The 24,803-nt window shown below is 30.7% G+C and carries 23 protein-coding genes and 1 other annotated feature; of the genes, 13 read left to right on the forward strand and 10 right to left on the reverse strand.

Annotation, left to right across the window (positions count from 1 at the left end):
* Nucleotides 1–25 precede the first annotated feature (25 nt).
* The 5 genes from V2W16_RS10180 (at nt 26) to V2W16_RS10200 (ending at nt 3,715) form a co-directional block, all read left to right on the forward strand.
* Nucleotides 26–661, forward strand: coding sequence for a phosphatase PAP2 family protein (locus V2W16_RS10180; protein WP_329385404.1), 636 nt, complete (start codon nt 26–28; stop codon nt 659–661).
* Between the two features lie 82 nt (nt 662–743).
* Nucleotides 744–1,478 carry a tRNA1(Val) (adenine(37)-N6)-methyltransferase gene (locus V2W16_RS10185; RefSeq protein WP_329385407.1) on the forward strand — a complete coding sequence of 245 codons (735 nt, stop codon included), beginning with the start codon at nt 744–746 and terminating at the stop codon, nt 1,476–1,478.
* The gene (locus V2W16_RS10190; protein WP_329385410.1) at nt 1,456–2,325 is read left to right on the forward strand and encodes a DNA-3-methyladenine glycosylase family protein; all 870 of its coding nucleotides are present in this window, start codon (nt 1,456–1,458) and stop codon (nt 2,323–2,325) included. The genes V2W16_RS10185 and V2W16_RS10190 overlap by 23 nt, the downstream gene beginning before the upstream one ends.
* Complete coding sequence (locus tag V2W16_RS10195; protein ID WP_329385413.1) at nt 2,325–2,966, forward strand: HAD family hydrolase; 642 nt, start codon at nt 2,325–2,327, stop codon at nt 2,964–2,966. The genes V2W16_RS10190 and V2W16_RS10195 overlap by 1 nt, the downstream gene beginning before the upstream one ends.
* A gap of 194 nt (nt 2,967–3,160) precedes the next feature.
* Nucleotides 3,161–3,715: a manganese efflux pump MntP gene (locus tag V2W16_RS10200; protein ID WP_329385416.1), complete on the forward strand. Its 555-nt coding sequence runs from the start codon at nt 3,161–3,163 to the stop codon at nt 3,713–3,715.
* Nucleotides 3,716–3,869: 154 nt separating this feature from the next.
* On the opposite strand, the gene leuB is transcribed toward V2W16_RS10200, so the two are convergent.
* The 6 genes from leuB to V2W16_RS10230 all read right to left on the reverse strand — a co-directional run bounded on the left by leuB (nt 3,870) and on the right by V2W16_RS10230 (nt 9,920).
* Nucleotides 3,870–4,940, reverse strand: a complete 1,071-nt coding sequence (leuB, locus tag V2W16_RS10205) for a 3-isopropylmalate dehydrogenase (RefSeq protein ID WP_329385419.1) — start codon at nt 4,938–4,940, stop codon at nt 3,870–3,872.
* 1 nt (nt 4,941) lies between these two features.
* A complete protein-coding gene (gene leuD / locus V2W16_RS10210; RefSeq protein ID WP_138268001.1) occupies nt 4,942–5,436 on the reverse strand; it encodes a 3-isopropylmalate dehydratase small subunit in 495 nt (164 codons plus the stop codon).
* Entirely contained in the window at nt 5,436–6,716 is a 1,281-nt protein-coding gene (gene leuC / locus V2W16_RS10215; RefSeq protein ID WP_329385423.1) for a 3-isopropylmalate dehydratase large subunit, read from the reverse strand. The genes leuD and leuC overlap by 1 nt, the downstream gene beginning before the upstream one ends.
* A 22-nt stretch (nt 6,717–6,738) precedes the next feature.
* A complete protein-coding gene (leuA, locus tag V2W16_RS10220; protein WP_329385425.1) occupies nt 6,739–8,400 on the reverse strand; it encodes a 2-isopropylmalate synthase in 1,662 nt (553 codons plus the stop codon).
* A 95-nt stretch (nt 8,401–8,495) separates the two neighbouring features.
* Nucleotides 8,496–8,752: a binding site (T-box leader), on the reverse strand.
* Nucleotides 8,753–8,962: 210 nt separating this feature from the next.
* Nucleotides 8,963–9,211: a TM1266 family iron-only hydrogenase system putative regulator gene (locus V2W16_RS10225; RefSeq protein WP_138268004.1), complete on the reverse strand. Its 249-nt coding sequence runs from the start codon at nt 9,209–9,211 to the stop codon at nt 8,963–8,965.
* A gap of 10 nt (nt 9,212–9,221) precedes the next feature.
* Nucleotides 9,222–9,920, reverse strand: a complete 699-nt coding sequence (locus tag V2W16_RS10230) for a gamma-glutamyl-gamma-aminobutyrate hydrolase family protein (protein WP_329385429.1) — start codon at nt 9,918–9,920, stop codon at nt 9,222–9,224.
* Between the two features lie 162 nt (nt 9,921–10,082).
* On the opposite strand from V2W16_RS10230, the gene V2W16_RS10235 reads away from it, so the two are divergent.
* The 6 genes from V2W16_RS10235 (at nt 10,083) to V2W16_RS10260 (ending at nt 17,332) form a co-directional block, all read left to right on the forward strand.
* Nucleotides 10,083–11,663 carry a clostripain-related cysteine peptidase gene (locus V2W16_RS10235; RefSeq protein WP_329385432.1) on the forward strand — a complete coding sequence of 527 codons (1,581 nt, stop codon included), beginning with the start codon at nt 10,083–10,085 and terminating at the stop codon, nt 11,661–11,663.
* Nucleotides 11,664–11,789: 126 nt separating this feature from the next.
* Nucleotides 11,790–12,749, forward strand: coding sequence for a 6-phosphofructokinase (pfkA, locus tag V2W16_RS10240; RefSeq protein WP_329385435.1), 960 nt, complete (start codon nt 11,790–11,792; stop codon nt 12,747–12,749).
* Between the two features lie 40 nt (nt 12,750–12,789).
* Nucleotides 12,790–14,517, forward strand: coding sequence for a pyruvate kinase (gene pyk, locus V2W16_RS10245; RefSeq protein WP_138268008.1), 1,728 nt, complete (start codon nt 12,790–12,792; stop codon nt 14,515–14,517).
* Between the two features lie 25 nt (nt 14,518–14,542).
* Complete coding sequence (locus V2W16_RS10250) at nt 14,543–15,415, forward strand: YitT family protein (protein ID WP_329385440.1); 873 nt, start codon at nt 14,543–14,545, stop codon at nt 15,413–15,415.
* A 2-nt stretch (nt 15,416–15,417) separates the two neighbouring features.
* Entirely contained in the window at nt 15,418–16,347 is a 930-nt protein-coding gene (locus tag V2W16_RS10255; protein WP_329385444.1) for an RluA family pseudouridine synthase, read from the forward strand.
* 67 nt (nt 16,348–16,414) lie between these two features.
* On the forward strand, nt 16,415–17,332 hold the full coding sequence (locus V2W16_RS10260; protein ID WP_329385449.1) for an immunoglobulin-like domain-containing protein: 918 nt from the start codon (nt 16,415–16,417) through the stop codon (nt 17,330–17,332).
* A gap of 23 nt (nt 17,333–17,355) precedes the next feature.
* On the opposite strand, the gene V2W16_RS10265 is transcribed toward V2W16_RS10260, so the two are convergent.
* The 4 genes from V2W16_RS10265 to recF are packed head-to-tail and all read right to left on the reverse strand — an operon-like array spanning nt 17,356 to nt 23,502.
* Entirely contained in the window at nt 17,356–18,003 is a 648-nt protein-coding gene (locus tag V2W16_RS10265; protein ID WP_138268011.1) for a lactate utilization protein, read from the reverse strand.
* Between the two features lie 14 nt (nt 18,004–18,017).
* Entirely contained in the window at nt 18,018–20,480 is a 2,463-nt protein-coding gene (gene gyrA / locus V2W16_RS10270; protein WP_329385454.1) for a DNA gyrase subunit A, read from the reverse strand.
* Nucleotides 20,481–20,492: 12 nt separating this feature from the next.
* The gene (gene gyrB, locus V2W16_RS10275) at nt 20,493–22,406 is read right to left on the reverse strand and encodes a DNA topoisomerase (ATP-hydrolyzing) subunit B (protein WP_253230279.1); all 1,914 of its coding nucleotides are present in this window, start codon (nt 22,404–22,406) and stop codon (nt 20,493–20,495) included.
* Entirely contained in the window at nt 22,390–23,502 is a 1,113-nt protein-coding gene (gene recF, locus V2W16_RS10280) for a DNA replication/repair protein RecF (RefSeq protein WP_329385459.1), read from the reverse strand. The genes gyrB and recF overlap by 17 nt, the downstream gene beginning before the upstream one ends.
* A 213-nt stretch (nt 23,503–23,715) precedes the next feature.
* On the opposite strand from recF, the gene V2W16_RS10285 reads away from it, so the two are divergent.
* Together V2W16_RS10285 and V2W16_RS10290 are read left to right on the forward strand one after the other, a co-directional pair.
* Nucleotides 23,716–24,321: a hypothetical protein gene (locus V2W16_RS10285; RefSeq protein ID WP_329385462.1), complete on the forward strand. Its 606-nt coding sequence runs from the start codon at nt 23,716–23,718 to the stop codon at nt 24,319–24,321.
* A gap of 113 nt (nt 24,322–24,434) precedes the next feature.
* Nucleotides 24,435–24,791, forward strand: coding sequence for an Asp23/Gls24 family envelope stress response protein (locus V2W16_RS10290; RefSeq protein WP_138268016.1), 357 nt, complete (start codon nt 24,435–24,437; stop codon nt 24,789–24,791).
* Nucleotides 24,792–24,803 lie beyond the last annotated feature (12 nt).

Here is a 24,803-nt window from a genome sequence, read left to right on the forward strand (position 1 = left end):
GGTAAAATAAAAAAGAGGTGTAATTATGGATGAAGTTATAAAAAGAAAACATAAAAGTTATATAAAATGGATTGTAGCAATAATCGGGCTTGGGTTATTTCTTTATTTGTGTGCGAAGCTTAGTGTAAATGACCTTAATCATTTTGATTTTATGGTTTATAATTTTGTATCTTCGTTTATTTCACCTAAAGCAACAAAGATATTTAGGTTTATTACAAGGTTTGGTTCTGTTGAAGTAATATTTCCTTTATGTATTTTAATCTTTATGCTTATGAAAGATAAGAAAAAAATTATTTTATCAATAGTAAATATACTTGGTGCAGTATGCTTAAACCAAGCTTTAAAGTTTATAATAGAAAGACCTCGTCCTGCAGTTGTAAGACTTGCAGAAGCAAGCGGATTTAGTTTCCCAAGCGGACACTCAATGTGTTCATTGGCATTTTATGGATTTTTGTTGTATCTTCTTATAAGGAGTAACGGTGGGTTTTGGTTTAAGTTTTTTGGAAGTATTGTAATATGTTCTCTTATTATATTAATAGGAGTAAGCAGGATTTATCTTGGGGTACATTATTCAAGCGACGTTATTGCAGGGTTTGCTCTTGCACTTGCATATTTAATTGTGTTTACTGATATTACCGATAAAATTGTATATAACATATAAAAGAACGCTTTGACGTTCTTTTATTTATAATTGATGTAATTATATTTAGTGTATGATATAATATTTCCTTAAGGAGAACAATATGAATTTAAGATTAGATGATTTGCAGATAAAAGATTATTATATATATCAAGATACAGATACTTTTTGTTTTGGTGTAGATGCTGTGCTCCTTGCAAATTTCACATCAAAATATATAAATAAAAAGGATAGTTATATTGATTTATGTACAGGAAGCGGCGTTATACCGATTCTTGTATATGCAAAAAGAGGAAATAAAAATATTAAAGCAGTTGAGATTGATGAAGAAATGTGTATGGTAGTAAAAAAATCTCTTAACTACAATAATATTGACAATATTGAAATAATAAATCAAAATATCAATAACCTTGATAAAAGTTTATATAATAAATTTGACAGTTTGTCTGTAAATCCACCTTACTATAAATCAGGTAGCGGAGAAGTAAGCATAAATGATAAAAAAAGTTATGCAAGACATGAGATACTATGCAGTTTTGAAGATATTGCAAGAGTTTCTTCAAAGTTATTAAAGGATAAAGGAAAGTTTTTCTTGGTACATAGAACAAATAGATTTGAAGAAATTATGAAAATACTTGGAGAGTATAGATTTGCTGTTAAAGATGTTCAGTTTATTTATCCAAAGAAAGAGAAAAATTCAAATTTATTTTTGCTCAAAGCTGTAAAAGGAGGAAAAAGCGGATTAAATATTTTGCCTCCTCTTGTAATGTATAACGAACAAAACGAATATACAAAGGAATTTTTGGAGTATTACTATGAAGATAGAACAAATAAATAGCGATTTAATACTAGTTGATGTTGACCATTTTAATTTGAAAAAGACCTTTGAATGTGGGCAATGTTTTAGATGGAATGAATTAGAAAAAGATGAATTTATCGGCGTTGTAAATGGAAAAGTAATTCACATAAAAGAAGAAGACGGAAAATTTACATTTTATGATACAACAAAAGAGTATTTTGATTCTTTTTTAAAAACGTATTTTGATTTTGATCTTGATTATAATGAAATAGATAAAAAGATAAATACAGATGAGCATATAGAAAAATGTATAGAATACGGTAATGGTATAAGAATATTAAAACAGGATTTATTTGAAACAATTATTTCTTTTATAATTTCTGCAAATAATAATATACCAAGAATAAAAGCTATAATAGAACTTATTTGTGAAAGATATGGAAAAGAAATAGAGTATAAAGGTAAAAAGTATTATTCTTTCCCAAGTTATATAGATTTAAAAGATGTAACAAAAGAAGAATTTCATGAACTTAAAATGGGATTTAGGGATAAATATTTAGTTGATGCCATACATAAAATAAACACAGGCGAAATTGACCTTGAAAAGATAAGTGAAATGGATACTGAATTAGCTAAAAAGGAACTTATGAAAATAAAAGGTGTAGGGGAGAAAGTATCGGATTGTATTTTGTTATTTGCCCTAAAAAGATTAGAACTTTGCCCTATGGATGTATGGGTTAAAAGAATATTTTTAAATAGATATGGGCTTACTGATTTAACTTTTGAAAATGGATTTAACCTTGCTAAGAGTAAATGGGGTGAATATGCCGGTATTGCACAACAGTATTTATTTTATTATGAAAGAGAAACTTCAAAGGAGAAATAATGAAAAAGAAATTATTAATATTTGATTTTGACGGAACCTTGGTTGATTCACTTCCTCTTTGGCAAAAAGTAGATGATATCTTTTTTAACGAAAGAAGAGGTATACAATATTCAATAGAAGATATTGACTTTAGACCTATGAGTATTGAAGAGGCTGCAAAGGCGACAAAAGATGTATACAAGGTTGAAGAAAGTATTGAAGAAATTATTAAGGAATGGGTAGATATAGTAAATGAACTTTATTTAACCGAAGATATATTAAGAGATGGTGCAAAAGAGATTATAAAAGAAGCTAAAGATAAAGGTTATAAGCTTGCAATTGGGACAAACAACACAATGGAACTTATAAAAAGCTTTTTAGATAAAGAAGGTTTGCATGGTGTTTTTGATTTAGTTGTTACCGCTAACTGCGTAAAGAGAAGCAAACCTGACCCTGATATATTTTTGCACATTGCAAGAAAGCTTAATATAAATCCTGAAGAATGCATAGTTGTGGAAGATTCTCTTGCCGGGACAATGGCTGGAAAAGCTGCTAATATGTATACTTATACAATTGAAGAAGAAGAAAGTATAGAGCATAAAGAAGAGATTTTAAAAATAACCGATAAATATATTTACTCATTAAGAGAAATTAAGCTATAGATCTTTTTATTTTGACAAAATATTTTATATATGATATAGTATTAATTCGTAAGGGAGTAATCGGCGTGAAGGCGTAATAAAGTCAACATATTGGAAAGAAATTCCTGGCTTTATTTTAAACGATGAGACTTATCTGTTTTTTAACGGATAGGTCTCTTTTTTTATCAATAAAATTTTGTAATGAGAGGAAAAAAATGAATTTAATTGAACTGTTTATAATCGGTGTAGGTCTTTCTATGGATGCATTTGCGGTATCTGTTTGTAAAGGTCTTTCTACAAGGAAATTAAGAAGTAATAATTATCTTACTGTTGGAGTATACTTTGGTGGATTTCAGGCTTTAATGCCCCTTATAGGTTATTATCTTGGTTATTATTTTAAAAATATAATAACGGATTTTGATCATTGGATTGCCTTTATTCTTCTTGGTTTTATAGGTTTTAATATGATAATGGAATCAAGAAAAGAAGAAAATCTTGATTCAAGATTTGATTTTAAAACAATGATTCCACTCGCAGTTGCAACCAGTATAGATGCTCTTGCTATAGGGGTTACTTTTGCATTTTTAAACGTAAATATATTTTTAGCAATATCTATAATAGGTTGTACGACGTTTGTATTATCTATGATTGGATTAAAAGTTGGTAATATTTTTGGTAAGAAATATAAACAAAGAGCCGAACTTGTCGGGGGTATTATTCTTGTTTTAATGGGTATTAAAATTTTGCTTGAACATCTTGGTATTTTGTAAAAACGATACAGTGATACATATATTATTTTATATTGTATTTATAATGGCAATAATGAAATAATGTAATTATATAAAAAAGACTGTTATATTTTTTAACAGTCTTTTTTATGTATTTTGTTAGTTAAAATAATGAGAATGTGTATAAGCTTTATTTTTATATCGCCTCTGTTATTAAATCTCCCATTTGTCTTGTGCCGACTTCTTTTGTGCCTTCGCTTACTATATCAGGAGTTCTATATCCCATATCAAGAACCTTTGTTACGGCATTTTCGATTGCACTTGCTTCTTCTTCAAGGTTAAATGTATATCTAAGCATCATTGCCATTGAAAGAATTGTTGCAATAGGGTTAGCCATGTTTTTACCTGCAATATCAGGAGCAGAACCGTGAATTGGTTCATACATTCCAAAAGAATTTTCTCCAAGACTTGCTGATGGAAGCATACCAATAGAACCTGTAATTTGGCTTGCTTCATCTGATAAAATATCACCGAACATATTTGATGTTACAATAACGTCAAATTGTTTAGGGTTTCTTACAAGCTGCATAGCTGCATTATCAACATACATATGTGTAACTTCAACTTCCGGATAATCTTTGCTTATTTCTGTTATGATTTTTCTCCAAAGTCTGCTGCTTTCAAGTACGTTTGCTTTATCAATACTTGCAAGTTTTTTGTTTCTTGCCATTGCTGTTTCAAATGCAATTTTACCTATTCTTCTTATTTCCATTTCTGAATAGCTTTCTGTGTCGTAAGCTTCGTTTCCGTATTTACCTTCTCTATATCCTCTTTCTCCAAAGTAGATACCACCTGTAAGTTCTCTTACAACCATAATATCTAAGCTGTCTCCTATAATTTCTTTCTTTATAGGGCAGGCATCGCTTAGAGCTTTATGTATTATTGCAGGTCTAAGATTTGCGTATAATCCTAGGGCTTCTCTTATGCCAAGTAATGCTTTTTCAGGTCTTTGATCTCCTGGAAGATTATCCCATTTAGGACCTCCGACAGCACCTAAAATAACGCTGTCAGAGTTTTTGCAAAGCTGTACTGTTTCTTTTGGTAAACATTCACCGCAATTGTCGATTGCGTCTCCGCCTGCTCTAACATATGCAAATTTAAATGTATGAGAATATTTTTCTCCTATTTTATTTAGTACTTTTACAGCTTCAGCTGTTACCTCAGGACCTATTCCGTCTCCTTTTATTACCGCCAAATTAAATTCCATATTATTCTCCGATCTTTTCCTTTGTATATTCTACAAGTCCGCCTGCTTTCATGATTTTTTGCATGAATTCAGGGAAAGGTTGTGCTTTATATTCTTTGTTTGTTGTTAAGTTTGAAATAATACCTGTGTTAAAATCAACTTTTACTTCATCGCCTGCTTTAATATCATTTGCTGCTTCTTCACATTCAAGAATAGGTAAGCCGATATTTATTGCGTTACGATAGAAGATTCTTGCAAATGTTGATGCGATAACACAAGATACCCCTGCGCATTTAATTGCAAGAGGAGCATGTTCTCTACTTGAACCACAACCAAAGTTTTTCGTTGCAACGATTATGTCACCTTTATTCATTTTATTTACAAAGTCTTTGTCTATATCAATCATACAATATTTTGCAAGTTCATCTCCGCTTGATACATTTAAGTATCTTGCAGGGATTATTACGTCTGTATCTACATTATCACCGTATTTGAATACTTTTCCTTGTGCTTCCATTAAAAATCTCCCTCCATTACTTTCTCTGGGTCAATAATATATCCGGCAACTGCTGATGCTGCTGCAACGGCTGGACTTGATAAGTAAACTTCACTGTCTACATGTCCCATTCTTCCTACGAAGTTTCTGTTTGTTGTTGAAATTGCTTTTTCTCCTGCAGCCAAGATACCCATATGTCCTCCAAGGCATGGCCCGCATGTTGGAGTAGAAACAATTGCGCCTGCTTTTATTATATCTTCAACATATCCAAGTTTGATACTGTCAAGATAAATTTGTTGTGTAGCAGGGATAACTATTGCTCTTACTTTTTTGTTTACTTTTCTGCCTCTTAAAATATCAGCAGCCATTTTGATATCTTCAAGTCTTCCGTTTGTACAAGAACCGATAACTGCTTGATCAACATATACCTTTTCTTCCATAGATTCATCTACTGTTTTTGTGTTTTCAGGTAGATGAGGATAAGAAACAGTAGGTCTAAGCTTACTTAAGTCGATTTCTATAACTTGTTCATATTCAGCATCTTCATCAGCTTCAAATACTTCAAAAGGTTTTGTTGAATGAGCTTTTGCATATTCGATTGTTTTTTCATCAACAGGGAATATACCATTTTTTGCACCTGCTTCTATAGCCATATTAGCCATTGAGAATCTATCATCCATAGATAAATACTTAATCCCATCTCCAACAAATTCCATTGATTTGTATAGAGCACCGTCAACACCGATTTTACCAATAATATGTAATATAATGTCTTTACCGCTTATCCATTTTGCAGGTTTGTTTTTTAGTACAAATTTAATTGCTTCAGGAACTTTGAACCATGCTTCACCTGTTGCCATACCTATTGCCATGTCTGTACTTCCAACACCTGTTGAAAAAGCTCCAAGAGCTCCATATGTACAAGTATGAGAGTCTGCTCCGATTATAACTTCTCCGGGAACTACTATTCCTTTTTCAGGTAAAAGTGCATGTTCGATACCCATATCCCCAACATCAAAAAAGTTTTTAACATTCATATCCCAAGCAAAATTTCTACAGCTTTTACATTGTTCAGCTGCTTTGATGTCTTTGTTTGGTGTGAAGTGGTCAAGTACGATTGCTACTTTGTTTTCATCAAATACTTTCTTTGCACCGGTTTTTTTGAATTCTTTTAAAGCAACTGCAGTTGTAATGTCATTACCCATTACAATGTCAAGTTTTGCTTCAATTAATTGCCCTGCAACAACGCTGTCTAGTCCTGCGTGTTTTGCAAGGATTTTTTGTGTCATTGTCATTCCCATAATAAATATCTCTCCTTAATTTCTACTTAACAATTTTATTTGCAACACTTACTACGGCATAGAATGAAGATAATGTTATGTTACTTGATACTCCGGCTCCGTAGTACATTTTGTGGTTATGTCCTTCAATTTGAATGTATGAAATAGCTCTTGCATTTGTACCGTATTCCATAGAGTGTTCTCTATAATCGGTTACTTCCATTTCAATGTTAAATTCATTTTCAAGAGCATGTGTGAATGCATCTATAATACCATTACCAACGCCGCTTATTTCTCTTTCTTCGCCTTTATATTCAATTATAGCTTTGATAGAAACTTCTTCGTCGTGGTCTTTAGTTGTTTCTTTATATTTTTTAAGTTTAATAGGATTTTCGTTGTTGATGTATTCTTTTTTGAATATATCAAATATAACTTCAGGTGCAAGGTCACTATGATGTTTATCTGATACTTTTGTTGTAACTTTGCTGAAATCTTTTTGGAATTCTTTAGGAAGATATAATCCATAATTTTGTTCAAGTACGAATGCAACCCCGCCTTTACCAGACTGTGAATTGATACGTACGATTGGGTCGTATGTACCTCCAACGTCTTTTGGGTCTATTGGAAGATAAGGAACTTCCCATATTGTTTGTTTTCTTTCTTCTCTTTTGTTCATTCCTTTTCTTATTGCATCTTGGTGTGAGCCTGAGAATGCAGTGAATACTAAAGAACCAACGTAAGGATGTCTTGGGTTTATTTCCATTCTTGTAAGTCTTTCGTACATATCCCCAAGTTCTCTTATTTTTGAAAAGTCAAGTTTAGGGTCTATTCCTTGAGAGAACATATTCATTGAAACAACCATAATGTCACAGTTACCTGTTCTTTCTCCGTTTCCGAAAAGTGTTCCTTCAACTCTGTCTGCTCCTGCCATTAAAGCAAGTTCTGTTGCGGCAACTCCCGTTCCTCTGTCGTTGTGAGCATGAAGGCTTAATACAACGTCTTCGCGGTGATGAAGTCTTTCTGAACAATATTCTATTTGGTCTGCATAAACATTGGCAGTTGCCATTTCAACAGTTGATGGAAGGTTTATTATAATTTTATTATTTACTTTTCCATGCCATGTATCTATTACTGCATTACAGATTTCAACTGCATAATCCATTTCTGTTCCTGTATAGCTTTCAGGAGAATATTCAAAAGTAAAATCTGTTTCAGGATATTTTTTCATTTCTTCCAAGAATTTCTTAGCGCCTCTTACGGCAATTTGTGTTACTTCTTCTTTACTTGCATTAAATACTACGTCTCTTTGAAGAACTGAAGTAGAGTTGTAAAGATGTACTATTGCTCTTTTAGCACCTTTTATGGAAGCAAATGTTTTTTCTATTATTTCATCTCTTGATTGTGTAAGAACTTGAATATTTACATCATCGGGAATCATGTCTTTTTCTATTAATGTTCTTACAAATTCAAATTCTGTATCGCTTGCAGCTGGGAAGCTTACTTCGATTTCTTTAAAGCCTATTTCCACAAGCTTGTTATAAAATTCAATTTTTTCATCTAAGCTCATAGGAATTTCAAGAGCTTGGTTTCCGTCTCTTAAGTCAACGCTGCACCATATTGGAGCTTTTTCAATAACTTTATCCGGCCATTTTCTATCAGTTTTTTTCATTGGCGGATATGGTCTGTACTTTTCAAAATTTTTCATATTTTTTACCTCTTTAATTATTTATGAACGCACCTTATTTAAAATTTAACACACTTTTTAGTTGGAATTTGGTATAAAAAAACTTCCGTTCTCAAATAAGAGACGAAAGTTACTAATTCCGCGGTACCACTCTAATTTATTCTTTAGTAAATAAGAATACACTCATTAAAGATACGGGCAGTGTGCCGATATCTCGTCACTGTAACGGGTGACACCCGTTTCCACTTACTCTCCGTAGATTTCAGTAAACCACTCTGAGGCGAGTTCGGTTTTTGTTAAGTACTGTTTTACACCAACCAACAGCTCTCTGCGACTTGTTAAAAAACTTACTATTCCTCTTCTTTGTGTTTAAAGGTATTAAGTTCATATTGATAATAATCTATCACATGAAAAGTTAATTGTCAATAATATTTAGAAAATTCTTTAATTTTTAGATGCATTTTACATTTATTATATTTGTAACGTTTAGGGTATTGAATTTATGAAAATATATAGAAAATTTTATGTAAATTATTTTATTTTTCATTAATGTAAAACAATAAAAAAACACCTTAAAAGGTGTTTAAATTTCTTTTTTTGAGAAAGATGTTTTTACTTGAACGTGGTCGATTTTTCCAAGTCTTCCCGTAAAAGCATTTATTGTATCAGCTTCGCCGATTACGGCAATAGATATAATTGATACATTTTCTCTGTCTAATGGGATTCCCATTCTTCCTCTTATAATATCTTTATAGCTGCTTATTACCTCATTTACTTCTTTTTGTACTTTTTTAGGTTCATCTAGAACCAGACTTATTACTGCTATTCTCATACTTCCTCCTTTATTTACATTTGTTTATGAATTCTTTAATTATTTTTATGCTTGTTTCTTCTTTTTCATAATTGAATTCAGGATGCCACTGAAGTCCCCAAACAAATTTTTTATCCTCTAAATATACTCCTTCTATTAATCCGTCTTTTGAAACTGCCATAGGTTTTAAATTAACTGCCAAATCTTTTATTGCTTGGTGATGATAACTGTTTACTCCTATTTCATTTAAGTTTAAAAGATTATATAAAGGGGTATCTTTTATTATATCCACTTTATGAAAGTTTATGTCGTAAGGTGGTTTTTGAACGTGGTTTAATCCTTTTTGTGTTTGTAAGTCTTGATATAAACTACCTCCAAGAAGAACGTTTATTATTTGTATTCCTCTGCAAATTGCAAGAAGAGGTTTATCCTCTTTTATTATTTCTTCAAATAATATTGTTTCCATTTCGTCACGTTCAACACATATATTATGGCATTTATTGGATTTTTCTTCTTTATACAGATTAGGGTTTACATCGTGTCCACCGGAAAATAAAAATCCGTCACAGTACTTTGTAAGTTCTTTAATATTTCCCTTATTTGTTGTTAGAGGCAACATTATAGGTATTCCACCGCATTTTTCAATGCTTAACATATATCCCGGAAGCATCCAATAGCTGTCTTTGTATTCGTCAAAAAGCGGTACTATTCCGATTATTGGTTTTTCCATTTTGTCTCCTTTTTATGTCAATGCTTTTATTAAAATTTGTATAGTTTTATTTTAGCTAATAATAAAAGAATATCATATATAAAAAAATAATTCCATATTATAAAAATTCTATTTTTATAATAAAAATTACATATTTATATTCATTTACTAAATAATAATGGTATGAAAAAGAAATTATTTTTTTGCTTTATTTTTATAGCATTGATATATTTATTTTGTGAAAACTATTCGTGTGAAACATTTGATAGAACTTTCATGATATATATGAATGGTTCTGATTTGGAAAGCGAAGATAAAATTGCCAGCGGTGATTTAAAAGAAATATGTGAAAGTGAAATCCCCAAAGGCAGTAAGGTTTTAATATATACAGGCGGAACAAAGAATTGGAATAATGAAAAAATAAATGAAAATAATAATCAAATATTTGAAATAAAAAACAAAAAACTTCATTTAATTAAGAACCTATCTAAAAAAAGTATGGGAAGCAGTGAAACACTTAGTGAGTTCATTGATTTTTCAATGGGACATTATAAAAGTGATGAAAATATACTGATTTTTTGGAACCATGGAGGAGGAGCAATATCGGGATTTGGTAAAGATGAAAATTTTGATAATGATACGCTTTTGCTTAGTGAACTGAAAAAAGGACTTAAAACTTCATATGAAAATCATAAAACAAAACTAGATATGATTGTTTTTGATGCGTGTTTAATGGGCTCTTTGGAAACGGCATATAGTATCAAAGACTACTCTAAGTATATGGTCGCAAGTGAAGAATTTGTTTTAGGTTATGGACTAAATTATAAAAATATTATTGAAAAATCATCAAACAGAGATATAGAAAGTCTAGGAAGATTAATTGTTGAAAGTTATTATAAAGAAAGCGTAAGAAAAAATAAAGATAAGATAATAACAATGTCTTTATTAAATTTAGATAAGGTTGAAGCTTTGTATGATGAATTTAATTTTTTAATTGAAAATAATATAAATGAATATGATGTAAGTAATCTAAAGGAAGATATTTTAAAAGGAACAGTTTTTGGAGGAAGAACAAAAGAAGAAGGGTTCAGTAACATGGTTGATTTCCTTTCTCTTTTAAAAAATATATTTAAAAAAAGTGATTATATAAAGCTTGAAAGACTGGTAGATGATGTTGTTATATATAATAGGAAAGGATTTATAAATAATGATGCTTGCGGGGTATCAATTTTCTTTCCTTTAGATTATAATAGTAAGACGTTAAATGAACTTATATTATACGAAACGCTTAACACAAATAGTTCTTATTGTGCTTTTTTAAAGAAATATGCTTTAAGCCGTGATATGAAAAAATATAAAGATATTTTCAAAGTTAAAAGGGTGCAAAATAAAAATATAATATATGAGATAACAAAATATGGTCAAAAAAGTGACAATTCTCCATTCTATTTTAATGGATATATGCTTTCTTGTTATAAAATTAACTCTGTGGGTATGAATGAAATTTATGCTGCTCCTATAATATATAACGGTAAGGAAGCAAGTATCAGATTTGAATATAATGTGTATAATAATAAGGTAGATATTTTAGGCATTGTCATGGGTAGAGGTAACTTAAATATTTCTGAAAAAAAGTTAATTGATATAGCTTTTGGAGACAAAATATGTATAATAAATTACGAACTTTTAAGGGGAGGGGATGTGAAGATTTTGCGTAGAAATGCGCTTAAAGTCACAGAAAACATCAAATTATTACAAATGTAATCAAAATATGAAAATTTTTTCATATTTTTGTAAAAAAAGTATAATGTTTTTTTTCATAATATAGTATAATATAAAACGTGAACCTAGAAATTTTTTAATAATTCATATAAAAAAGGAGAGAAAAAATTGAAAAAAATAGCAGTTTTAACAAGCGGCGGAGATGCGCCGGGTATGAATGCAGCCATAAGGGCTGTTGTTAGAGCAGGAATATATTATGGATTTGACGTTTACGGAGTACAACAAGGTTATCAAGGTTTAATGGATGATAATATCGTTAAACTTGATGCTTATTCCGTATCAGATAAGATTCAAAGAGGCGGAACTTTTCTTCGTTCTGCAAGATGTTTGGAAATGAAAACCGACGAAGGCTTAAAAAGAGCTGTTGATACATTAAATAGACATGAAATAGAAGGCTTGGTAGTAATCGGAGGAGACGGTTCCTACAGAGGTGCTCAAAAATTAAGCAGAGCAGGAATTAACGTTATCGGAATTCCTGGAACAATTGATAATGATATTTCATGTACTGAATATTCTATAGGATTCGATACAGCAGTAAATACTGCAGTTGACGCAATCAATAAAATCAGAGATACATCTTCTTCTCACAACAGAGTAAATGTTGTTGAAGTAATGGGAAGAAACAGTGGTTTTATTGCTCTTTATGCAGGTATTGCAGCAGGAGCTGAAGCAATTTTAATTCCTGAAAAAGAATTAAACTTAGATGTTGTTTGTGAAAAAATAAAAGAAGGCTTTAGCCTTGGAAAATATTATGGACTTGTTATTCTTGCCGAAGGAGTTGGACATTACGAAGAATTCTGTGATGTTATTGAAAAATACTCTGGTGTAACAACAAGAGGAACTAACTTAGGATACATACAAAGAGGTGGTTCTCCAACTGCATTTGACAGAATGCTTGCAAGTAAAATGGGTGCTTTAGCTGTTGAATGTTTAAGAGATGGAAAAACAAACAGATGTATGTGTTATCAACATGGAAGATTTTTAGATATGGAAATTGAAGAAGCATTGGCTATGCCATATGTAATTGATGAAGAAGCAAAAAGAATTGCTGAAATGTTAGCAATATAATATAAAAATAAGTTTATGATTAGGAGATGGGCATAAAATTATGAAGAAAACAAAAATTGTATGTACAATAGGTCCTGCAAGTGAAGATAAAAAAATTCTTACACATTTAGTTGCATCAGGTATGAATGTTGCAAGACTTAACTTTTCACATGGGGATTATGAAGAACATCAAGCAAGAATAGACACAATAAAAGAAATCAGAGAAAAATTAAATCAACCAATTGCTATCTTATTAGATACAAAAGGTCCTGAAATTAGAACAAAGAAATTTAAAGACGGTGGAGTATTCTTAAAAGAAGGAAGCATGTTCACTCTTTATGTTGGTGATGAACTTGGAGATGAACATGGTTGTGCTACAACATATGATCATTTAGCAGAAGAACTAAAAAAAGGTGATGTAGTTTTAATCGATGACGGTTTAATTAAATTAACTGTTAGAGAAATTAAAGGAAGCGACGTTGTTTTAAGAGTAGATAACGGTGGCCCTGTAAAAAATCATAAAAGTATAAATATTCCTGGAGTAAATATTAAACTTCCAGCTCTTACTGAAAAAGATACAAATGACTTATTATTTGGTATTAAAAATGATATTGACTTCGTTGCAGCATCTTTTATCAGAAGCAAAGAAGATGTTTTTGCAATAAGAGAAGTTTTAAATAACAATGGTGGAGAAGATATTCATATTATTTCTAAAATTGAAAACAGACAAGGTGTTGACAATATTGATGAAATTATCGAAGCCAGTGATGGAATCATGGTTGCCAGAGGTGACCTTGGGGTAGAAATTCCAGCAGAAGAAGTACCAATCGTACAAAAAGATATCATTAAAAAATGTAACTATGTTGGTAAACCTGTTATTACAGCTACACAAATGCTTGATAGCATGATAAACAACCCAAGAGCTACAAGAGCCGAAGTTACAGACGTATTTAATGCTATTTTTGACGGTACTGACGCAATTATGCTTTCAGGAGAAACTGCTGCCGGTAAATATCCTATTGAAGCAGTTCAAACAATGGGTATTATTGCAGAATCTGCAGAAAGCAAATTAGCAAGTGACTTTAGAACAAGAAGTAAATATGTAAATGATAAGAGTATGACAAGTGCTGTAAGTTTATCAACAGTACAAATTGCAGATTCTCTTAATGCAAAAGCAATTTTAACACCTACAAGTTCTGGTTATACAGCAAGAAGAATTTCTAAACATAGACCAAACTGTGATATAGTTGCTTATACAGATAAAGAATACGTACAAAGAAGACTATCTATAGTATGGGGTGTTGATGCTTATAAAATTGATGTATTCTCAGATGTAGAACTTTTATATAAAGAAGTAATTAACAGTGCAAAAGAACATATGCATGTAAAAGATGGTGATATTGTTGTTATTACAGCTGGTATCCCTCTTGGTGTGAAAGGTACAACAAACTCAATCAGAATTGAAACAGTTGGAGAACATGTTCTTAAAGGGGCTGGTTTAATCAGCGGTAGAGTAAGAAGCAATATCAGAATGTATAATGATGATTTAAAAGATTTTAAAGAAGGTGAAATCTTAGCTCTTACAAAATGCTCAAAAGAAGCTAAACCTTTATTAGAAAAAGCAGGCGGAGTTGTTTATACAGAAAAGGCATTGTTAAATGAATTAGCAATGGAGTTAAGAACAGCAGGTATTCCTGTTTTGGTTGGAGTAGAATCTTTTGAAGGATTTGAAGATAACGATAAAGTTACTCTTGATGCTACAAGAGGTATTCTATATAAAACAAAATAATTAAATAATCTTATAGGGGCGTAACATGAAGACTTATTTAGAAAACGGTAATATAATGAAATTTCTTGTGGATATGTTTTTTGTTACAATTGCATGCATTATTATGGCATTTGCATTTGCAGCATTTTGTATTCCAAATAATATAGCACCGGGTGGGTTTTCAGGTTTGGCTACAGTCCTATATTCTTTTACAGGGGCACCGGTTGGTGTCTCTTCTTTTGTTATGTGTATTCCTTTGTTTATTATTTTATATAAGGATATGGGTGTTATAAATTTTCTAAAGACATTGTATGGTACATTTGTTTTCTCGTTTTTTATAGATTTAATGACGGGAAGATTTAATTTTACAAATGATTTATTTTTAGCATCTGTATTCGGAGGAATAGTTTTTGGTTTTGGGGCAGGCGTATTGTTTAAGTTTAAAGGGACTACAGGTGGAACTGAACTTCTAGCCTTACTTATTCATAGAAAACTTACCCAGATATCTTTAGGTAATTTAATTTTAATAATAGATGGTATTGTAATATTAATTGCCGGTATTGCATTTAAAAATTTTGAAATAATGCTTTATTCTGCAATAAATATTTATGTTGCAACAAAAGTTATAGACTTTATTCAGGAAGGTTCAAGCTATACAAAGGCATTTTATATATTTACTTCATATCCTGAAGATATTAAAAATGCAATTTTTCAAAATCTTGACAGAGGCGTTACTTTCTTAAAGGCAAAAGGCGGATTTACGAATGAAGATAAAGATATTGTCTTTTGCGTTGTAAGCAGAATGGAAGTTGCAGCTTTAAGAGAACTTGTTACTGATATTGATAAAGATGCTTTTGTTATTCTAGCAGAGGTTAGTGAGGTTCTTGGTGAAGGATTTAAGGGTGTAACAGAGGAATAACCATGAAAGAAATAATTATAAATGATGAATATAAAGATATGAGACTGGACAGGTTTGTTACTAAAGTGACAAACCTGTCTAAAGTTGAAATTCAAAAGCTTTTAAGAAAGAAAAATATCAAGGTAAACGGTAAAAAAGAACAAGGAAGTTACAGAACTAAAAAGCTTGATAAAATTCAGTTTTATATAAATGAAGAATATTTTAAAATAGAAAAAAAAGTAAAAGCCGTAAATACAAATAAACTAGATATTATTTATGAAGATGAAAATATTATTATTGTAAATAAACCGGCAGGTATTTTATCTCAAGGAAACGGGAGCAATAAAGCTGATGTTGTAAGTATGCTTAAAAGCTATTTGAATACAAATACTACCGGAATAATAACGAGGCTTGATCTTAATACAAGTGGTATAGTAATTGCAGGTAAAAACAGAAGAAGTTTAATGTTGTTAAATGAAATATCAAAGAAAAATTTAATTGATAAAAGATATTTAACTTTGGTATATGGTGAATTTAAAAATGAAGGTAAAGTAACTCTTTATGGAATAAAAGATAGAAAACAAAACAAATTAATTTTAAATAAAGAAAAAATAAACGGTGCATTTGAAGTAAGCGCCTTTTTTAAAATAAAGAAAAAATATAAGGATTATACTTTACTTGAAGTAAAACTTATTACAGGGAAAAGTCATCAAATTAGAGCTCAGCTTAATGCCTTAGGATACAGTGTAATAGGTGACAGAAAATATAACGATAATAAGAAAACAGACTCAAATATAACTTTAAACAGACAGTTTTTACATTGTTATAAAGTAACAATAAATTACGATGAAAAATATAAAGATATAATTAAAGAAAAAAAACAATTTAATTCTCCTCTTCCAAAAGATCTTGAAAAAGTTATAAGTTTATTGGAAAAAACAGATAAATTTTGATAATTTATTTTAAAATTATATTTTATAATTTTATTTGTTAAATTATGATATTTATTGGAGTGATTATATGTATATAAGTAGAAAAAAGAAGATAATTTTTATCGTTTTTTTTGTTGTATTTCTTTTATTTTTATTTATTGCTTTTGCATCGAATGTTTTTAAATCAGATAAATTATTACCTATAAATAAGGATATTGAAGCAGGGGAGAATATAGATACTTTATCTCTTGTAAAATTAGGTGATGATTATAAAAACTATATTGTTAGTGCAAAGAGTGAAAAGATAACGCTAAATAAAACAGGAAAAACAACAATTACATATTACATAAGAAAAAACGGTGAAAGCAAAAAGGAAAAAGTTGAAGTATCATTTAATGTAGTTGATACTACTCCTCCTGATATAAAAACCGAAGATGTGTTAAGTGTTGCTTATGGCAGTGAATTTAATATAAAAAATTTGGTTAGTGTGTATGATAATGTTGATGAGAGGATAAATGATATTGATGTAAGTGGAGAAGTTAATACAAAAAAATTAGGACAATATAAGATTACTGTTACAGCAAAAGACAGCAGTAAAAACACCGCAGAAAAAGAAATTTTGGTATCAGTGGTAAATCCATATTTACCATATGAAGATATTTCTTCAATTAGCGGTAAATGGTTAAATAAAGAAGATGATTTGATTTTGAGCTTTTTTAATAACTACGGAAGAGCTAAATATTCTGTTAGTGTGAAAGGTGAATTATCAAATTATAACGGATTTGTAAGCAGTATAGATGTAAACGGAAATAAAATAACTCTTGTTTTAAGTTATAATGCTTCAAATTGGCAAGAAGGAGAAAGTCCTGATTATAAATTTGCTAAAATGGTTTTAATAAAAGATGATAATAAATTAACCTTAAAAAGCTTTATGAAATATAAAGATATTGATTTTTCTTATGCCGGAGAAAGTTGGCAAGAAGTAGATGAAAAATACACAAATTAAAAAAGACCCGTTAGGGTCTTTTTTTATAATCCTAAATTATCGTCATTTAAGAAAAATACTTTAATTCTGTCTTTATTTTTTTGATATCCAGTCAAAGTATAGAAAATACATATTTTGTCATCACTCTTGCAGTTAGCACATCTTCCAAGTTCTCTGCAAGGAGTCTTCATATCAAGTCTTTCACAGTTCATTGGACCTGTTTGTTCTTTTACTCTGTCGATTGCAGCATCTACACTTGATACGATTTTATTAGGACTTGCTATAATTATTACATGTTCAGGTCCGTAAATTAAAGCTGAAACTCTGTTTCCTGTTCCGTCAACGTTATATAATTCACCGTTAACAGTTATTGCATTGGAGCTCATAAAATAGTAGTCAACAAAATTTGCTTCCATTGCGATTTTTCTTGCTTCTTCTTTTGAGTTAGCTTCTTTCTTTCTGTCTTTAAAGTCATAACTTTGAATAAGTTCGCTTAAGCCTTCCACTTGTTTGATAGTATAGCTTCCGCCCATTGCAGTTGTTGAGCCTTCAGGAATAAGTTCCCTAACTGCATTTAAAAGTTCATCTTTACTATCAAATAATCTTGCATCAATATTGTTTTTCTTTAAAGCTTTAATTGTTGTTAAAATTTTCTTTTCATTAATTTTCTTTATGCTGCCGATATAATCCATTTTTTTATCTCCTTTTATTCTTCGGATAATTCTTCCTCATCTTGAGATGGGGCTTTTGCAATTGTTGCGATGTTTACATCTTCATCAAGTTTCATTACTTTAACGCCTGATGTGCTTCTTCCCATTTGAGATATTCCGCTTACATCAATTCTAATAACTGTTCCGTCATCACTTATAAGCATTATATCGTCTTTTTCTTTTTCAACTACGCACATTCCTGCAAGGTTACCTGTTTTGCCTGTAATTTTATAGTTAAGCACGCCTTTTCCGGCTCTTCCTTGTGTAGGATATAAATTAGCTTTTGTAATTTTTCCAAATCCTTTTTCTGTAATAGAAAGTACGTATCTGTCATTCTTAGCAATGTCCATTCCGATTACGAAGTCATTTTCTTTAAGAGTAATACCTTTAACACCTCTTGATACTCTACCAATTGGTCTGATATCTTCTTCTTTGAATTTGATTGCAACACCTTTATGAGTTCCAAGTATTACTTCTTGGTGTCCGTCTGTTAGACATACTCCGATAAGTTCATCGTCTTCTGCTAAGTTAATTCCGATAATTCCGTTCTTTCTTGAAGAGTCATATTCAGTTAGGCTTGTCTTTTTAAATATACCGTTTCTTGTTGCCATTAGAAGGAATTCGTCGTCTTTAAATTCTTTTATAGGTATAACAGCGGTTATTTTTTCGCCTGGATCAAGAGCTAAAAGATTTACTATTGCAGTTCCTTTTGCTGTTCTTGATGCTTCAGGAAGTTCATAGCCTTTAAGTCTATATACTTTACCTTTGTTTGTAAAGAACATAATGTAGTGATGAGTTGTAGTAAAGAATAGATGTTTTACGAAGTCATTTTCTCTTGTAGATAGTGCCGTAACACCTCTTCCACCTCTCTTTTGAGCTTTATATGTGTTTGCAGGAAGTCTTTTTACATAACCTACGTGAGTTATTGTAACTACAATATCTTCTTCTTCGATTAAGTCTTCCATGTCAAAATCTTCATCATCTGCTTCAAAAGCTGTTCTTCTTTCGTCGTTATATTTACCTTTGATTTCAAGAAGTTCTTCTTTTATGATGTTCATAACCAAATCTTCACTTGCAAGAACGCTTTCTAAGTATTCTATTGTTTTAAGAAGTTCAGCATATTCATTTTCAAGTTTTTCTCTTTCAAGTCCTTGCAATCTTCTAAGTCTCATATCGACGATTGCTTTTGCTTGTACTTCAGAAAGTTCAAAGCGTTCCATAAGTTTTAATTCAGCATCGTTGTAACTTGCTCTGATGATTTTGATTATTTCATCGATATTGTCAAGAGCAATAAGAAGCCCTTCAACAATATGAGCTCTTGCTTTTGCTTTCTTTAAATCAAATTCTGTTCTTCTTACGATTATTTCTTTTTGGTGATTTAGATAATGAACTAAAATTTCTTTTAGGTTAAGAACTTTAGGTTGGTTATTTACAAGAGCAAGCATTATTACGCCGAATGTATCTTGCAGTTGTGTATATTTATATAACTGATTTAAGATGATTGAAGCATTAACGTCTTTTCTTAAATCAATTGCAACCCTAATTCCGTTTCTGTCTGATTCATCTCTGATATCTGAAATTCCAACAACTTTTTTGTCTCTTACCAAGTCGGCAATTTTTTCAACAAGTTTTGATTTGTTAACCATATAAGGAATTTCTGTAATGACAATTCTTTGTCTTGTTTTACTTATTTCTTCTATATGAGTTTTACTTCTTAATTTAATTCTTCCTCTACCTGTTGTGTATGCGTTGTAAATACCGCTTTTACCCATAATGATTCCGCCTGTAGGGAAGTCAGGACCTTTGATATATTTAATAAGATCGTTTATTTCTATGTTTTCATCGTCTATTAAAGCAACAATTGCATCTATTACTTCTCCTAAGTTATGAGGTGGGATGTTTGTTGCCATACCAACGGCGATACCGTTAGAGCCGTTTACAAGAAGATTTGGGAATCTACTTGGAAGAACTACAGGTTCTTTAAGAGTTTCATCAAAGTTAGGTATATAATCTACTGTTTCTTTGTTTATGTCTCTTAACATTTCTCCTGTAAGTTTTGTCATTTTTGCTTCGGTATAACGCATAGCCGCTTGGCTGTCGCCGTCGATTGAACCGAAGTTACCGTGACCGTCTACAAGAGGATATCTTGTAGAGAAATCTTGGGCAAGTCTAACCATTGCATCATAAATTGCTCTGTCACCATGAGGGTGATATTTACCCATTGTATCCCCAACGATTCTGGCACTTTTTCTAAAAGGCTTATCGTAGGTTAAGTTAAGTTCTGCCATAGAATATAATATTCTTCTATGAACAGGTTTTAAACCGTCTCTTACATCTGGAAGAGCTCTTCCGACAATTACGCTCATGGCATAATCTATATAAGAGGTTTGCATTTCTTGTACTATGTCACGTGTTTCTATTTTTCCATGAATATCTTGAATTTCTTCTTTTTTCGCCATATTTTATACCTCCTATATATCTAGATTTTTAACCTTTCTTGCGTTTTCTGTGATGAAGTCTTTTCTTGGTTGAACTTGGTCTCCCATAAGGATAGAGAAAATTTCATCAGCATAAGCTGCATCATCTATTGTAACTTGTAATAAAGTTCTGTTTTCAGGGTTCATTGTTGTATCCCAAAGTTGTTCACCGTTCATTTCCCCAAGACCTTTATATCGTTGAAGACCTATTTTATCTCTTCCGATTTCGCTTAATTTTTCTTCAAGTTCTTCATCTGAGTATAGGTACCATACTTTCTTTTGTTTTTCAAGTTTATATAAAGGGGGCTGCGCTATATAAACATACCCTGCGTCGATAAGACCTCTCATATAACGATAGAAGAATGTAAGAAGTAATGTTCTGATATGAGCACCATCGACGTCGGCATCGGTCATGATTACAATTTTATGATATCTTGCTTTTTCAATGTCGAATTCGTCTGAAATACCTGTACCAAAAGCAGTAATCATAGAACGGATAGTATCTGCATTTAGCATTCTGTCAAGTCTTGCTTTTTCTACATTTAAAATTTTACCTCTAAGTGGTAATATAGCTTGAGTTTTTGGGTTTCTTCCCAGTTTTGCACTACCACCCGCACTATCCCCTTCCACAAGGTATATTTCACATTTTGCAGGGTCTTTTTCTCTGCAGTCGGCAAGTTTTCCAGGTAATGCTGTACTTTCAAGTACGCTCTTTCTTCTTACAAGGTCTTTTGCCTTTCTTGCTGCTTTTCTTGCTCTTTGAGCAGTTAGAGCTTTTTCAACAATTATTTTAGCTTCTTGAGGATGTTCTTCAAGGTAAGCTGTGATGTTGTCTCCAACCGTAGTATCAACATATCCTCTTACTTCAGGGTTACCAAGTTTTGTTTTGGTTTGTCCTTCAAATTCAGGATCAGAAATTTTTACGCTGATTACAACAGTAAGACCTTCTCTTATGTCATCTCCGGAAAGATTTTCTTCGTTTTCTTTTAAGATAGAATATTTTCTTGCGTATGCATTGATACTTCTTGTTAAGGCTGTTTTAAAGCCGTTTACATGCATACCGCCTTCAACGGTATTGATGTTGTTTGCAAAAGAATAAATACTTTCGCTGAAACTTGTTGTATACTGCATAGCAACATCTAAAAGGCAAACATCGCTTTCTTTTTCAAAATATATTATTTCATTTGTAAGTTTTTCTTTGCCTCTGTTTGCGTATTCTACAAACTCTATGATACCACCTTCATAATGGAAAGTTTCTTCTTGTTCTTTGCCTTCTCTTTCATCTTTTAAAGTGATTTTTAATCCTTTATTTAAGAAAGCAAGTTCTCTTATTCTGTGTTTTAAAGTATCATAGTTATATACAAGTTCAGAGAAAATTTCATAGTCTGGTTTAAAGAACACAGTTGTACCTGTTTCTTTAGTTTTTCCTATAACTTCAAGTTTTGTTATAGGTTTACCTCTTTCATATTTTTGCTGATGTATTTGACCGTTTTGGCATACTGTAACGGTTAAATGTTCTGACAATGCGTTAACAACCGATACACCAACACCGTGTAAACCACCTGATACTTTATATGTACCAGAATCAAATTTACCACCGGCATGAAGTATTGTAAGGGCAATTTCAACGGCACTTTTTTTGTATTTAGGGTTAATTCCAGTAGGAATACCTCTACCGTCGTCTTTTACGGTGATTGTATCTCCTTCACCTATTGTTACAACTATATTTTTACAAAAACCGGCTAATGCTTCGTCCACACTGTTGTCTATGATTTCATATACAAGGTGATGAAGACCTTTTTCTCCTGTACTACCAATGTACATACCCGGTCTTTTTCTAACAGCTTCCAGACCTTCCAGTACTTTTATTTTACTGGCATCATAATTATTATTATCTTGTTTGGCCACTGGTTACCTCCTTTAAATTTCCATTTTCTATTTTATATATTTTATAATCATTTATATCTTCTAAAAAAGAATGATTGACACAAGTTATAAATGATTGTGTGTCCTTTATTAAGTTTAATATTTGTTTTTGTCTGAATTTATCTAAATCACTCATTACATCGTCAAGAAGTACTATCGGATAGTCTTCAAATTTGTCATAAAGTAATTTTATTAGGGATAATTTCATGCAAAGGGCAATGCTTCTTTGTTGTCCTTGAGATGCAAATTTTTTTGTATCCAAGTCATTTATAAAAATGTTTATGTCGTCATGATGTATTCCGACAGTTGTTGTTCCTCTTGATAGATCCTCTTTTCTTGCTTTTTTTAGAGTATTTTTATACATTAGCTTTATATCAGTTAAGTCACTGTTTTTTAGTACATTTGAAGAATAGAAAAATTTAATATTTTCATTTTTGCATACTTCTTTATTTAGATTATCTGTAATTTTTTCTATTTTCTTTAAAACATTTATTCTTGTTTTTATGATGTCACTTCCTATTGTGTATAATGTTTCATCATATACATCCAGTAAACTTGAAGCGATGTTTCTTTTTGTGTAATCTTTTAAAATAGTATTTCTTTGTTTTAAAGCTTTATTGTATTTTCTTAAAGCACTATGATAGGCAGGAAAAATAAGGCTTATACTTTCATCTAGGAATTTTCGTCTATCCTTTGGATATCCTTTTATAATTTTTAAATCTTCAGGAGTAAACAAAACTATATTGTATTCTTTTAAAAGTTCTGTTCTTGTTTTTACGGGGGTAGAATTAATTTCATATTTTCTTGTATCTTTAATAGTGAGTTTTACGTTTGTATCTATGTCATCTTCCTTTTTTACATTTGCCGAAACTATGCAAAAATCGCTATCTTGTTTTATGAAATTAAGAGTACTTTTTTCTCTGTGAGAAATTCCGTTTAAAGTCAAAGAAAGGGCCTCTAAAAAATTAGTTTTGCCCTGTGCGTTTTCCCCATAAAAAATATTATATTTTTTATTAAAGGACGTATTAATTTTTTCAATATTCCTAAAATTTGTTATATCAATATTTTCTATATACATAAAAAAACCCCTTTAGGATTTATACTGTAATTATAGCATAAAATGGGGTTTTTTCATAGAATTTAATTAAAATATGAAAGATATTTTGATTAAAAAATATGTATGAAATTTTTGTTTTATAATGTGTTAAATTAATACAAAATATTTTGACATGAGAATGTTTTGATATATAATAAAGATAATTTATTTTTACTAATCGGAGAGAATTATAATATGAAAAATTTTTTAAAACAAGTTAACTTATTTTACGGAGTAGTAATACTTCTGATTTCAATTTTATTTTTACGTCCAAGTTTAATTGGACAAATAAATCCAGAACAGTTAAAGGTGTATTTAAACATTGAAATATACTATGCCATAGGATTGCTTGCAGCTTTGATTTCTTTGGTATTTATGAATTATATTTATACAAAGGTAAAGTATGGAGTAATTAAAAGTGTTGACGATATTAGATACATAAAACCAAGAAGAATCATGTTCTTTTTCATGGCAATAGCCGTAATAGCATTTTTAGGAACATTTTGTTATGAATTTCCAAAACTATCAGGACTAGTTGATGTTGGTTTTGTTGGAATTCTTTTAGGTAAATCTACATTTTCATATTCTATATGGGGTATGTTTGTTAGTGCTGTTATAGTGCTTTATGTAATGTTTTTTACAAAGTCTCTTGAAAATGAACTTCCAAGACGTAGAAGATCAAAACAAAAAGTTAAAGTTGATATGAATGATTTCTTTAGTATTTTTATTCCTCATATACCTGCTTTAATAAACTTAATAGTTGTTGTTGTGTTCTTTGTTGGAATGAGAAGTCTATTGTAAAAAATTGTATTTTTTTGTTTATTAACTAAATCATAAATTTTAACAAAATATATTTTATTAAGTTTTTATTATGGTATAATAAAGGCAAATATAAGGTTATAAGGAGAAGATTAATGTACGCTAAAAAGACAGATAATATAGGAGATGTAAATATCTCTACTGAAATTATTGAACAAATGGTAGGGCTTTGTGCAATGGAATGTTTTGGTATTGTAGGAATGGCAAGCAGAAGCGTAACCAATGGTATTATAGAACTTTTAAAGAAAGAAAACCTTAGAAAAGGTGTAAAAGTTGTTGAAGAAGATGGCAGACTTATAATAGATATTTACGTTATTGTTGAATTTGGCGTGAAAATTGTTACGGTTGCAGAAAATCTTATTGACACCGTAAAATATAATGTTGAAAAACAAACGGGACTAAAAATCAAAAAAATCAATGTTCACGTTCAAAGCGTTAGAGCTAATCAATAAAATAACGGCGAG

The sequence above is a fragment of the Anaerofustis butyriciformans genome (assembly GCF_036289385.1).
GTDB lineage: Bacteria > Bacillota > Clostridia > Eubacteriales > Anaerofustaceae > Anaerofustis > Anaerofustis butyriciformans.